The 15,191-nt window shown below is 76.1% G+C and carries 1 protein-coding gene; it reads left to right on the forward strand.

Going from position 1 to position 15,191, the window contains the following annotated elements; all coding sequences use genetic code 11:
• Positions 1-5: 5 nt before the first annotated feature.
• Positions 6-15,191 (forward strand): type I polyketide synthase, encoded by a 15,186-nt coding sequence (locus R4Z63_RS32145; RefSeq protein ID WP_491522644.1) that lies wholly within the window; start codon positions 6-8, stop codon positions 15,189-15,191.

Raw genomic sequence — 15,191 nt, forward strand, 5'->3', positions numbered from 1 at the left:
ACCCGATGTCCGACGACAAGAAGCTGCTCGACTACCTCAGGCGCGCCACCGCGGACCTCGGTGACGCCCGGAGGCAGCTGCGCGAGGCCGAGCAGGCCCGCCACGAACCGATCGCCATCGTCTCGATGGCCTGCCGCTACCCCGGCGGCGCCCACACGCCCGAACTGCTGTGGGACCTGGTGAGACGCGGCGCCGACGCGGTGTCCGGCTGGCCGGTTAACCGCGGCTGGGACCTGGACGGCCTCTACGACCCGGACCCCGAGCGGCCCGGCACCTCCTACACCCGGCACGGCGGATTCCTGCACGACGCCGCCGAGTTCGACGCCGAATTCTTCGGGATCTCGCCGCGCGAGGCGCTGGCCACGGACCCCCAGCAGCGGCTGGTGCTGGAGACCGCCTGGGAGGCCGTCGAACGGGCCGCCATCGACCCCCGCGCGCTGCGGCGCACCGGCACCGGCGTCTTCCTCGGGGCGATCGGCAACGGCTACGGCGCCGGCTCCCGCCACCTCCCCGACGTCCAGGGCCTGCTGGACACCGGCACCGCGAGCAGCGTGGTCTCCGGCCGGATCGCCTACACCCTGGGACTCGAAGGGCCCGCGGTGACCGTCGACACGGCCTGCTCGTCCTCGCTGGTCGCCCTGCACCTGGCGATCCGGGCGCTGCGGGCGGGCGACTGCACGCTGGCCCTGGCCGGCGGGGTGTCGGTGATGGCGACCCCCGACGCGTTCGTGGCGTTCAGCCGGCAGCGCGCGCTGTCGGCCGACGGCCGCTGCAAGGCGTTCGGCGCCGGTGCGGACGGCACCGGCTGGTCCGAGGGCGTCGGCGTCCTGCTGCTGGAACGCCTCTCGGACGCCCGGCGCAACGGGCACCCGGTGCTGGCCGTGGTCCGTGGTTCGGCCACCAACCAGGACGGCGCCAGCAACGGCCTGACCGCGCCCAGCGGCCCGTCGCAGCAGCGGGTCATCCGGGCGGCGCTCGCGGACGCGGGCCTGACGGCGTCCGAGGTGGACGTGGTGGAGGCGCACGGCACCGGCACCACCCTCGGCGACCCCATCGAGGCGCAGGCCCTGCTGGCGACGTACGGTCAGGGGCGGCCGGCCCGGCAGCCCCTGTGGCTGGGCTCGCTGAAGTCGAACATCGGCCACACCTCGGCGGCGGCGGGGGTGGGCGGCGTCATCAAGATGGTGCTGGCCATGGCGCACGGCGAACTGCCCCGGACCCTGCACGCTGACCGGCCGACACCGATGGTGGACTGGTCGTCGGGCGCCGTGGAACTGCTCTCCGAGGCCCGCGTCTGGGACGACCGGGGCCGTCCGCGCCGCGCCGGGGTGTCCGCCTTCGGCGTCAGCGGCACCAACGCGCACCTGATCCTGGAACAGGCCCCGGCGGAGGAGGCCGAACCGGCGGCCGAAGCCGGAACCGCGGCGGGTACGGACGCGCACCCGCTCCCCTGGGTGCTGTCCGGGCGCACCGAGGAGGCGCTGCGGGAGCAGGCGTCCCGGCTGCTGACGCACCTGGGCACCCGCCCCGGACCCCTGCGGGCCGGCGGGACCGGCCGCGCCCTCGCCCTCACGCGTACGGCCTTCGAGCGGCGGGCCGTGATCGTGGGCACCGGCCCGGAGCAACTGCTCGACGGGGTCAGGGCGCTGGCCGAGGGCCGGTCGGTGCCGGGGCTGGTGCGGGGCGACGGCGTCTCGTCGGGCCGCACGGTGTTGGTGTTTCCGGGTCAGGGTTCGCAGTGGGTGGGGATGGCTGTGGAGCTGCTGGCTGGGTCGGTGGTGTTTGCGGGGCGGATGGCGGAGTGTGAGCGGGCTTTGTCGCCGTTTGTGGATTGGTCGTTGGTGGAGGCGTTGGGGTCGGGGGAGTTGCTGGGGCGGGTTGATGTGGTGCAGCCGGTGTTGTGGGCTGTGATGGTGTCGTTGGCGGAGGTGTGGCGGTCGTTCGGTGTTGTTCCGGATGCGGTGGTGGGGCATTCGCAGGGTGAGATCGCGGCTGCGTGTGTGGCGGGTGGTTTGAGCCTGGAGGATGGGGCTCGGGTGGTGGCGTTGCGTTCGCGTGCGGTGGGGGTGTTGGCGGGTCGGGGTGGGATGGCGTCGGTGCCGCTGCCGGTGGACGCGGTACGGGAACGGATCGCCGGGTGGGATGGTCGTCTGTCGGTGGCGGCGGTGAACGGGCCTTCCTCCACGGTGGTTTCGGGTGATGCGGACGCGGTCGCGGAACTGGTGGCGGAGTTCGTGGAGGAGGGGGTGCGGGCGCGCCTGATCGAGGTCGATTACGCCTCGCATTCTTCGCATGTGGAGGAGATTCGGGAGCAGTTGCTCGCGGATCTGGCCGGGGTGGCGCCGGGCTCGGGTTCGGTGCCGTTCTTCTCGACGGTGACGGGTGGTTGGCTGGATACGAAGGCTCTGGATGCGGAGTACTGGTACCGCAACCTCCGGCAGACCGTCGAGTTCGGCAACGCCACGGACACGCTGCTCGGGGAGGGTTTCCGGTTCTTCGTGGAGCCCAGCCCGCACCCCGTGCTCACCTTCGGCGTGCAGCAGAGCGCCGACGCGGCCGGTGCCGCCGACTCCGCACAGGGCCCCGCCGTGGTCGTGGGCACGCTCCGGCGCGGCGAGGGAGGCCTCGACCGCTTCCTGACCTCCCTCGGAGAGGCCCACACGGGCGGGCTGCCGCCCGACTGGGAGCGGGTGTTCGCCGGACACCGCACGGACGGCGTCCCGCTGCCCACCTACCCGTTCCAGCGCCGCCCGTACTGGCTGGAGGACACCGGCCCGGCGGCCGGCGGCACCTCCGGCACGGCCTCCGGGGACGACGACTTCTGGGAGGCCCTGGGCGGGGGCGACCTGGACCGGTTCACCACCACCCTCGGGGTGACCCCCGAGGACCCGCTGAACGTGGTGCTGCCCGCGCTCGCCGGCTGGCGCACCGCCCGCACCGAGCGCTCGGTCGCCGACTCCTGGCGCTACCGGGTGACCTGGCGCGCCCTGCCCGAGGACCCCCCGGCCGCCCTGGGCGGCACCTGGCTCGTCCTGTCCTCGGAGGGCCAGTCCGAGGACGCGGCGCGCCGCGCGGAGGCCATCGCCGACGTCCTGGAGCGGGCCGGCGCCGCCGTGGTCCGCTTACGGCTCGCCGAGGCGGAGGCCGACCGGACCGTACTGGCCGACCGGCTCCGCACGGCTCTCGACGCGCTGCCCGGTGAGGCGGCCGGGGTGCTGTCGCTGCTGGGCCTCGACGAACGCCCGCACTCCGCCCACCCCTCCGTCCCCCTGGGCACCGCGCTCAGCCTGGCCCTGGTGCAGTCCCTGGGCGACGCCGGGATCGACGCCCCGCTGTGGTGGGCGACCCGGGGCGCGGTATCGGTCGCGGGCGAGGACACCGGCAGCCCGGTCAGCGCCCCGCAGCACCTCCTCTGGGGTCTGGGCCGGGTCGCCGCACTGGAGTTCCCACAGCGCTGGGGCGGTCTGATCGACCTCCCGGAGACCCTGGACACCGACACCGCCGCACGCCTGTGCCGGGTCCTGGCCGGCGGGATCGGGGACGAGGACCAGGTCGCCGTACGCGCCACCGCCTGCCACGGCCGCCGGCTGGTCCGGTCCGCCCTGGGGGACAGCGCGCCGCGGCGCGACTGGCGGCCCGGGGGCACCGTGCTCATCACCGGCGGCACCGGCGGTATCGGCGCGCAGATCGCCCGCTGGCTGGCCCGGCGCGGCGCCGGACACCTGGTGCTGGTCAGCCGGCGCGGCCCGGACGCGCCCGGCGCGCCCGAGCTCTCCGAGGAACTCGCCGCGCTCGGTGCCCGCGTCACCGTGGCCGCCTGCGACGTCGCCGACCTGGAAGCGCTGCGCGCCCTGAAGGACGGCCTCGAAGGCGACGGCCACCGGATCGGCACCGTCTTCCACGCCGCCGGCGCCGGGTCGCTGGTGCCGCTGCCCGACACCGACCTCGCCGAGTTCGCCGAGACCCTGCACGCCAAGGCCAGCGGGGCACGGAACCTGGACCTGCTGTTCGACAGGGACACACTCGACGCGTTCGTGCTGTTCTCCTCCATCTCCGGGGTGTGGGGCAGCGCCGTCCACGGCGCCTACGCCGCCGCCAACGCCTACCTCGACGGCCTCGCCGAGGACCGCCGGAGCCGCGGCCTCGCCGCGACCTCCGTCGTGTGGGGGATCTGGAACCCCGAGGGCGGCGCCGGGATGGCCGCCGCACTCGTCGAGGAGACCCTGCGCGGCCACGGCGTGCTCTTCATGCCGCCCGCCACCGCGATCAGCGGGCTCCAGCAGGTCCTGGACCACGACGAGACGGTGGTCGTGGTCGCCGACATCGACTGGGAGCGCTTCGCGACCGTCTTCACCTCGGCGCGCCCCAGCCCGCTGCTCGCCGAACTCCCCGAGGTCCGCGCCGCGCTGGCCGCCGAACCGGAGCCCGACGGGGCGGCCAGGACCGCGGGGGCCTCCGCCGAGCTGCGCGAGCGGCTGGAGCCGCTGCCGGCGGCCGAGCGGACCCGGGTGCTCGTCGACCTGGTCCGCACGCACGCCGCCGCCGTCCTCGGGCACGACTCGCCGGACGCCGTCGCCCCCGGCCGGGCCTTCCGCGACCTGGGCTTCGACTCGCTGACCGCCGTGGACATGCGCAACCGCCTCAACACCGCCACCGGCCTGCGGCTGCCCGTCACCGTCGTCTTCGACTACTCCTCCGCCACGGCCCTCGCCCGGCACCTGGAGACCGGACTGCTCGGCGCCGCCGCGGCCCCCGCCGCGGTCGGCCCGCCCCCCGCGATCGTGGCCGCCGCGGACGACGACCCGATCGTCATCGTCTCCATGAGCTGCCGCTACCCCGGCGGGGTCCGCACCCCCGAGGAGCTGTGGCGGCTGGTCGCCGACGGGCGCGACGCGGTCTCCGGCCTGCCCGACGACCGAGGCTGGGACCTCGACGCCCTCTACGACGCGGACCCCGACCGGCCCGGCAGGAGCTACGCCGCCGCGGGCGGGTTCGTCCGCGACGCGGACCGCTTCGACCCCGCCTTCTTCGGCATCTCGCCGCGCGAGGCACGCGCCATGGATCCGCAGCAGCGGCTGCTGCTCGCCACCTCCTGGGAGGCGATCGAACGCGCCGGCATCGACCCGACCTCCCTGCGCGGCACCCCCACCGGCATCTTCGCCGGCGCCTCCTACCAGGGCTACGGCGGCAACCTCCGGGACGTCCCCGAGGAACTGGAGGGCCTGTTCATCGCGGGCATCTCCACCAGCGTGCTGTCCGGCCGGGTCTCCTACCAACTGGGCCTCCAGGGGCCTGCCGTGACCGTGGACACCGCCTGCTCCTCGTCGCTGGTGGCGGTCCACCTGGCCGCGCAGTCGCTGCGTTCGGGTGAATGTCGGCTGGCCCTGGCGGGCGGCGCCACCGTGATGGGCACCCCGCTCTCCTTCACCGGCTTCAGCCGGCAGCGCGGCCTCGCCGAGGACGGGCGCTGCAAGTCCTTCGCGGCCTCCGCGGACGGCTTCGGCATGGCCGAGGGCGTCGGCCTGCTGGTCCTGGAACGCCTCTCGGACGCCCGCCGCAACGGCCACCCGGTCCTCGCGGTGCTGCGCGGCTCGGCGATCAACCAGGACGGCGCGAGCAACGGGCTCACCGCGCCCAGCGGCCTGGCCCAGCAGCGGGTGATCCGCGACGCGCTCGCCAACGCCCGCCTGTCGGCCGCCGACGTGGACGCCGTCGAAGCCCACGGCACCGGCACCCGGCTCGGTGACCCGATCGAGGCCGACGCGCTGCTGGCCACGTACGGCCAGGACCGGCCCGAGGGGCGGCCGGTGTGGCTGGGGTCGCTGAAGTCGAACATCGGGCACACCCAGGCCGCCGCCGGGGTCGGTGGCATCATCAAGATGGTGCTGGCCATAGGGCACGGGCAGCTGCCGCAGACCCTGCACGTCGACCGGCCGACCCCGAACGTCGACTGGACGGCCGGCGCCGTCGCCCTACTCACCGAGGCCACCCCCTGGCCGGAGACGGGACGCCCGCGCCGGGCCGGGGTGTCCTCGTTCGGCCTCAGCGGCACCAACGCCCACGTGATCATCGAGCAGCCGCCCGCCGAGTCGGTACCGGCCGGGGCCGCGTCGGGCGGGCCCGCATCGGCCGAATCCGCAGCCGTAGCAGCCCAGTCGGTGCCCGCCGACGCAGGCGCACCCGACCCGCAGGCCGTGCCCGTCGCCGTGCCGTGGGTGCTGTCCGGGGCCGGCGCCGAGGCCCTGCGGGCCCAGGCGGCCCGGCTGCACGCGCACCTGACGGAGCACCCGGAGATACCGTCCGCCGACGTCGGTTACTCGCTGGCGACCACCAGGACCGCCTTCGACCACCGCGCCGCCGTCGTCGGCGAGGACCGGGCCGCCCTGCTGGACGGTCTGGCCGCGCTGGCCGCCGGCGAGCGCGCTCCCGGCCTGGCCGAAGGCACCGTCGCCGGAGCGTCCCGGACGGTCTTCGTCTTCCCCGGCCAGGGCTCCCAGTGGGCCGGCATGGCCCGCGAACTCCTGGTGCACGCACCGGTGTTCGCCGACCGGATCGAAGCCTGCGAACGCGCCCTCGCCCCGCACCTGGACTGGTCGCCGCTCGCGGTCCTGCGGGACGAACCCGGCGCGCCCCCGCTGGACCGGGTGGACGTGGTCCAGCCGGTGCTGTTCGCCGTGATGGTCTCGCTGGCCGAGCTGTGGCGGGCGCACGGCGTCACCCCCGACGCCGTCGTGGGCCACTCCCAGGGCGAGATCGCCGCCGCCTGTGTGGCCGGCGCGCTCTCGCTGGAGGACGCGGCCCGCATCGTCGCCCTGCGCAGCCGGGCCCTGCTGGCCCTGACCGGCCGCGGCGGCATGCTGTTCGTACCCCTGTCGGCCGACGCCGTACGGGACGCCCTCGCCGCCTACGACGGCGCCCTCGACGTCGCCGCCGTCAACGGGCCGACCTCGGTCACCGTCTCCGGCGACCCCGCCGCCCTGGAGCGGCTGTGCGCACAGTACTCCGAGGCGGGCGTGCTGACCTGGCCGGTCCCCGGCGTGGAATTCGCCGGGCACTCCGCGCAGGTGGAGGAGATCCGGGAGGAACTGCTCACCCTCCTCGCCGGCACCGCGCCCCGCACCTCCGACGTCCCCTTCTACTCCACGGTCACCGGCGGCCCGCTCGACACCCGCGGCCTGGACGCCGCGTACTGGTACGACAACCTGCGCCGGCCCGTCGAGTTCGGGCGGGCCGTCGACGCGCTGATCGCCGACGGCCACCACACCTTCGTCGAATGCAGCACTCACCCCGCCCTGACCGTCTGGATCCAGCAGGCCGTCGAGGCCGCCGGGGCCTCCGGCGGAGCCGTCGTCGGCACGCTGCGCCGCACCGAGGGCGGCCAAGCCCGCTTCCTCACCTCGCTCGCCGAACTCCAGGTGCGCGGAGTGCCGGTGGACTGGGAGGCGGTGTTCGCCGGGACAGGCGCCCGCACCCGGCCGCTGCCCACGTACGCCTTCCAGGAGCAGCGCTACTGGCTCGACCCCGTCACCTCCGACCCGTCCGCCGCCGTCGCCGCGGCCGGCACCGGCCCGGCCGACTCCGGGTTCTGGGAGGCGGTCGACCACGGAGACCTCGACGCCCTCGCCACCACCCTGCGCGTCGAAAACGGCGAACTGCGCGCCGCCCTCGCCTCCCTGGTGCCCACCCTCGCCGACTGGGCGCGCGGCCGGCACAGCGACCGGACCGCCGACAGCTGGCGCTACCGGGTCGCCTGGAAGCCCCTGCCGACCGCCGGACCGGCCCGCCTCACCGGGAACTGGCTCGTCGTCACCCCGGCCGGTCACACCGCCCACCCGGCCGTCGCCTTCGCCACGGACGCCCTGCGCGGACACGGCGCTGTACCGGTCCTCGTCGAAGCGGGCCCCGACGCGACCGACCGGGCCCGGTTCGCCGTACAGCTGCGCGAAGCGCACGAACGGGCAGGCGGGCCGCCCGCCGGGGTGCTGTCCCTGCTCGCCCTGGCCGAAGAACCGCACGGCGACGGCTCGGCCCTGCCTCTCGGGCTCACCCTGACCGTCGGCCTCCTCCAGGCGCTGGGCGACCTTGGCGCCGACGCCCCGCTCTGGTGCGCCACCCGCGGCGCCGTGTCGGTCGGCCGCTCCGACCCGATCGACAGCACCCTCCAGGCCCTGGTCTGGGGCCTCGGCGGGGTCGCCGGGGTCGAATACCCGCAGCGCTGGGCGGGACTGGTGGACCTGCCGCAACGCCTCGACGACCGGGCCGCCACCCGGCTGGCCGAAGCGCTCACCGGCCCGGACGGCGAAGACCAGCTCGCGGTACGCGCCTCCGGCGTCTTCGGCCGCAGGCTCGTCCACGCCCCGCTCGGCGACACGCCCCCGGCCCGCGACTGGACCCCCGAGGGCACCGTCCTCATCACCGGCGGCACCGGCGGCCTCGGTGCCCAGATCGCCCGCCGCCTCGCCCTCACCGGCACCGCGCACCTGCTGCTCACCAGCCGCCGCGGAGAACACGCCCCCGGCGCGGCCGACCTGCTCACCGAACTGCGCGCCCTCGGCGCCGAGGCCACCGCGGCGGCCTGCGACGTCGCCGACCGCGCCTCCCTCGCGGACCTGCTCGCCGGCATACCGGACGAGCGCCCGCTGCGCGCCGTGCTGCACACCGCGGGCGTCCTCGACGACGGCGTGATCGACTCGATCACCCCCGAGCGCGCGGCCGGCGTCCTGCACCCCAAGCTGGACGGCGCCCGCAACCTCGACGCCCTCACCCGCGACCTCGACCTCACCGCCTTCGTGCTGTTCTCCTCACTGGCCGGCACCCTCGGCGGCACCGGCCAGGGCAGCTACGCCGCCGCCAACGCCTACCTCGACGCTCTGGCCCGGCACCGCCGCGACCTCGGCCTCCCCGGCACCTCGGTCGCCTGGGGCCTGTGGGGCGGCGACAGCCTCGCCTCCGGAGCCGTCAGCGAACGGCTGATCCGCGACGGCCTGCCCGCCATGGACCCCGCCACCGCCACCCTCGCCCTGCAACGGGCGCTCGACCACGATGACACCGCCGTCCTCATCGCCGACTTCGCCTGGGACCGCTTCACCCGGGCGTTCACCGCCCTGCGGCCCAGTGCCGCCCTCGCCGACCTGCCCGAGGTGCGGGCCGTACGCGACGCCGCGCAGGGGTCCCGTACGGGCGACGGCGCCGAGCCGACGGCCCGGCGGCTGGCCGCCCTGCCCCCGGCCGAACTCGACCGGGCCCTCCTCGACCTGGTCCGCACCGAAGTCGCCGCCGTGCTCGGCCACCCCGGGCCCGAGGCGGTGGGACCCGACCAGGTGTTCAAGGACATCGGCTTCGACTCGCTGACCGCCGTCGACCTGCGCAACCGGCTCGCCGAAGCCACCGGACTGCGCCTCTCGGTGACCCTCGCCTTCGACTACCCGACCGCCACCGTCCTCGCCGGCCACCTGCGCGGCGAACTGCCGGGCACCGACACCGCGGCGGCGCCCGCCGACGCCGGACGGGCACCCGTACCGGCGGCGGCCGTGGCCGAGGACGAGGCCATCGCGGTGGTCGCCATGAGCTGCCGCTATCCCGGCGGCGTCAGCACCCCCGAAGAGCTGTGGGACCTCGTCGCCACCGGGCAGGACGCCATTTCCGGCTTCCCCACCGGCCGCGGCTGGGACCTGGACGGCCTCTACGACCCCGACCCCGAACGGGTCGGCAGCACCTACGCCCGCGAAGGCGGCTTCCTCCACGACGCCGACCGCTTCGACCCCGCCTTCTTCGGGATCTCCCCGCGCGAGGCGCTGACCATCGACCCCCAGCAGCGGCTGCTCCTCGAACTCTCCTGGGAGGCGTTCGAGCGGGCCGGCATCGACCCGCTGTCCCTCAAGGGCAGTGACAGCGGCGTCTTCGTCGGATGCAGCCACCACGACTACGGCTCGCGCGTCACCGAGCCCTCCGAGGAGTTCGAGGGCTACCTCGGCATCGGCAGCGCGGGCAGCGTCGCCTCCGGCCGGATCTCCTACAGCCTCGGCCTCGAAGGGCCCGCGGTCACCGTCGACACGGCCTGCTCCTCGTCGCTGGTCGCCGTCCACCTCGCGGCCCGGTCGCTGCGGGCCGGCGAGTGCTCGCTCGCCCTCGCGGGCGGGGTGACCGTGATGTCGACACCAGGCGCCTTCGTGGAGTTCAGCCGGCAGCGGGTGCTCGCCGAAGACGGCCGCTGCAAGCCGTTCGCCGCCGCCGCCGACGGCACCTCCTGGGCCGAGGGCGCCGGACTGCTCGTCCTGGAACGCCTCTCGGACGCCCGGCGCAACGGCCACCCGGTCCTCGCCCTCGTCCGCGGCTCCGCCGTCAACCAGGACGGCGCCAGCAACGGCCTCACCGCCCCCAACGGCCCCTCCCAGCAGCGCGTCATCCGGGCGGCGCTCGCCGACGCCGGGCTGGCCGCCTCCGAGGTGGACGCGGTGGAGGCGCACGGCACCGGGACCCGGCTGGGCGATCCGATCGAGGCCCAGGCGCTGCTGGCCACCTACGGCCGCGAGCGCGGCGCCGCACAGCCGCTGTGGCTGGGGTCGCTCAAGTCGAACATCGGCCACAGCCAGGCCGCCGCCGGAGTCGCCGGCATCATCAAGATGGTCCAGGCCATGCGGCACGGGGCGCTGCCGCGCACCCTGCACGTCGACAGCCCGACGCCCTTCGTGGACTGGACGGCCGGAGCGGTCCGGCTGCTCACCGACGACACCCCCTGGCCGGAGACCGGCCGGCCCCGCCGGGCCGCGGTGTCCTCCTTCGGAGTCAGCGGCACCAACGCCCACACCATCCTCGAACAGCCCACGGACGCACCGGAACCAGCCCTGCCGGGGGGCCCGGCCCCGGCCGTCGTGACCGGCCCGGCGCAGGAACGGGCCGCCGTCACCGAACCGGCCGCCCCCGACGCGCCCGCCCTGCCCTGGCTGCTGTCCGGGCGGAGCGCGGACGCGCTGCGGGAGCAGGCCGGGCGGCTGCTGCGGCACGTGGCGGGCGCCCCGCACCTCGCCGTCGCCGACCTGGGCCGCGCCCTGGCCCTGCACCGCAGCGCCTTCGAGCACCGGGCCGCCCTCACCGGCACGGACCGGCAGAGCCTGCTGGACGCGCTGGACGCCCTCGCCGCCGGCGAGCCGTCCGCGGACCTGGTGCGCGGCGTCACCGGCCCGGCCGGCAAGACCGCCTTCCTCTTCCCCGGCCAGGGCAGCCAGCGGACCGGCATGGGCGCGCAGTTGTACGCCCGGTTCCCCGTGTTCGCCGACGCCTTCGACGCGGTCTGCGCCGAACTCGACCCGCTGCTGGACCGCCCCCTGCGGGAGGTGATCGACGCGGCCCCCGGCGCCCCGGGCCACGGACTGCTGGACCGTACCGAGTACACCCAGCCCGCCCTGTTCGCCCTCGGGGTCGCGCTGTTCCGGCTGGTCGAGCACTGGGGCGTACGCCCCGACCTGCTGTTCGGCCACTCGGTGGGTGAACTGGCCGCCGCGCACTGCGCCGGGGTGCTCACGCTGCCCGACGCGGCGGCGCTGGTGGCCGCGCGGGGACGGCTGATGCAGGCCCTCCCGGCGGGTGGCGCGATGTTCGCCGTCGCCGCGGGGGAGGAGGAGGTGCTGCCGCTGCTTGCGGGCCGCGAGAAGGAAGCCGGCGTCGCCGCGGTCAACGGCCCGGCCTCGACGGTGATCTCCGGCGACGAGGCGGCGGTGGCCGAGATCGCGGGCGCGCTCGCCGCGCTCGGCCGCAAGACCCGCCGGCTGCGAGTCTCGCACGCCTTCCACTCGCCCTTGATGGAGCCGATGCTCGACGGGTTCCGCGAGGTCGCCGCCCGCATCGTGCCGGCCCCGGCCACGGTCCCCGTCCTCTCCGACCTGACCGGCGAACCGGTCACCGCCGAGCAGTTCGGCTCCCCCGACTACTGGGTGGAGCACGTGCGCGGCACCGTACGGTTCCAGGACGGCATCCGCCGGCTGCAGCGCGAGGGCGTCACCGCCTACCTCGAACTCGGACCCGACGGCGCGCTCACCGCCATGAGCCAGGACTGCCTGGCCGACACCGCCGACACCGCGAGCGGCATCGGTGCCGGCGACGGCGCGGGCGGGCCCGTGCTGGTGCCACTGCTGCGCAAGGACCGGCCCGAGGGGCCCGCCGCGACGGCCGCCCTGGCCCGGCTGCACGTCGCGGGCGTCCCGGTGGACTGGCAGGCCCTGCACCCCGGCGGCCCGTCCCGCGCCGCCGCAGGCCTGCCGACCTACGCCTTCCAGCGCGACGCCTACTGGCTGGAGGGCGGCCCGGCCACGGCCGGACTGCCCGCCGCCGGACTGATGGCGGTCGACCACCCGCTGCTCGGCGCCGGCACCGAACTCGCCGACTCCGACGGCTTCCTCTTCACCGCCAGGTTCTCCGTCCGCACCCACCCCTGGCTCGCCGACCACGGGGTCTACGAGGGCGTGCTGTTCCCCGCCACCGCCTTCCTGGAACTCGCGGTCCGCGCGGGCGACCAGGTCGGCTGCGACCAGGTCGAGGAACTGACCCTGGAAGCACCGCTGGTGCTCCCGGCGGGCGGTGCCGTCGCACTCCAGCTCACCGTCGGAAGCCCGGACGCCTCCGGCACCCGACCGCTCAGCGTCCACGCCCGGGCCGCCGACGACGGCCCCGACGCCCCCTGGACCCGGCACGCGAGCGGCCTGCTCACCCCCGCCGGGGAACCCGTACCGGCGACCGCACCGGACGACCCGGCCGACCCCGAGGCCTGGCCGCCGCCCGGTGCCGTCCCGCTCGACACGGAAGGCCTGTACGACCGCTTCGCGGGCGGCGGGTTCGCCTACGGGCCCTCGTTCCAGGGCCTGCGCGCGGCCTGGCGGCTCGGCGACGAGGTGTACGCCGTCGCCACCCTGCCGGACGGGCAGCAGCCGGACGCCGCCGCGTTCGGCCTGCACCCGGCCCTCCTGGACGCCGCCCTGCACGCGCTGGTGTTCGACGTACTGGAGGGTCCCGCGCAGGGCTGGCTGCCGTTCTCCTGGAACGGGGTGCGCCTGCACGCCTCCGGCGCCACCGAACTCCGGCTGCGGCTGACCCCCACCGGCCGCGACGCCGTCGCCGTGCGGGCGACCGACGCCACCGGGCGGCCGGTCCTCTCGGCCCGCTCCCTCGTGCTGCGGCCCGTCTCGCCCGACCGCTTCAAGGCCACCCGCACCGGACACCACGAAGAGCTGTTCCGCCCCGAGTGGCAGCCCCTGCCCGCACGCGCCGGCACGGCGGCGGGCACCGTCCACGGCCCCGAGTCCTGGACCGTGCTCGGCACCGGTACCGGCACACCCCGTCCCGGCGCCGCACCGCTGCCCGGCCGGACGGTCACCGACCTCGCCGCGCTGACCGCCCTGCTCGACGCCGGCACCCCGGCGCCCCGGCTGGTCCTGGCGCCCTGCCCGCCCGCCACCACCCCGTCCGCACCGCCCGGCACCCTGCGCGACGCCGTCCACGACGGCCTCGGCACGCTCCTCGCGCTGCTGCGCGGCTGGCTGGCCGAGGAGCGCCTGACCGGTTCGAAGCTGGTCCTGGTCACCTCCGGCGCGGTCCCGGTGACCGGCGACGACGTCCCGGACCCGGCCCTGGCCGCGCTCTGGGGCATGGTCCGCTCGGCCCAGACCGAGAACCCCGACCGCTTCGTCCTGCTGGACCTCGACGCCGCCCACGCCGCCCCGCCCGCCGTCCTCGCCGAGGCCCTCGCCTCCGGGGAACCCCAGCTCGCGGTCCGGGCCGGGGCCGTCCACATCGCCCGGCTGGCCCGCGTACCGCTGGCCGCCACCGGACGCACCCCCGGCTGGGACGGCGACGGAACCGTCCTCATCACCGGCGGCACCGGCGCCATCGGCGCCCACGTCGCCCGCCACCTCGCCGCCGAACACGGCGTCCGGCACCTGCTGCTCACCAGCCGCAGCGGCCCCGCCGCCGAAGGCGCCGCGGAACTCCTCGCCGAACTCGCCGCCCTGGGCGCGCACGCCGAGATCACCGCCTGCGACGCCGCCGACCGCGACGCCCTCGCCGCCCTGCTCGCCACCCTGCCCGCCGCCCACCCGCTGACCGGGGTGGTGCACGCCGCGGGCGTCCTCGCCGACGGCGTCGTCGCCACCATGACGTCCGAACAGCTCGGCGACGTCCTGCGCCCCAAGGTGGACGCGGCGGTCAACCTGCACGAACTCACCGCGGGCATGGAGCTGACGGAGTTCGTCGTGTTCTCGTCCATCGCCGGCGTCTTCGGCGGCATGGGCCAGGGCAACTACGCCGCCGCCAACGCCTTCCTCGACGCCCTCGCCCACCGGCGCCGCGCCGACGGACTGCCCGGCCGCTCCCTCGCCTGGGGCCTGTGGGCCAACAGCACCGGCATGACCGGCGGCCTCACCGAGGCCGACCTACGACGGATCGCCCGCGGCGGCATCGTCGCCTTCGACCCCGCCCAGGCACTCGCCCTCTTCGACACCGCCGGCACCCTCGACGACCCCGTGGTCCTCCCGCTGCGGCTCGACACCGCGGCCGTCCGCACCCAGGCGGCGAGCGGCGGCGTCCCCGCCCTGCTGCGCGGCCTGGTACGCCCCGCCGCCCGGCGCGGCGCCGCGGGCCCCGCCGCCGGCACCGGCACCGACGGACCCGAAGCACTGAAGCAGAGGCTCGGATCCCTCAACGAAACCCAGCGCGGCCGGGTCCTCCTCGACCTGGTCCGCTCCCACGCCGCCCTGGTCCTCGGCCACAGCGGCCCGGCCGCCGTCGAGCCCGGACGCGGCCTGCTGGAGGTCGGCTTCGACTCGCTGACCGCCGTGGAACTGCGCAACCGGCTGCGCGCCGCCACCGGCCACCCACTGCCGGCCACCCTGCTCTTCGACCACCCCACCCCGGCCGCGATCGCCGGACACCTCGCCGCCGAACTGGTCCCCGACGCCGGACCCGCACCGGCCCCCGGCCTCGCCGAACTGGACAGCCTGGAAAGCGCCCTCGACGGCGGCGTCGACGACCCGGCGGACCGCGAACGGCTCGCCGCCCGGCTTCAGGAACTCCTGGGTCGCCTCGACCCGGCCGCCACGGTCGGCCGCGACGGCACGGGCGCCGACTCCATCGAGGACCGCATGGACGGCGCCAGCGACGACGAACTCTTCGACCTCATCGACAACGAACTCGGCCTGTCATGA

Source organism: Streptomyces sp. PL-29 (assembly GCF_058344425.1).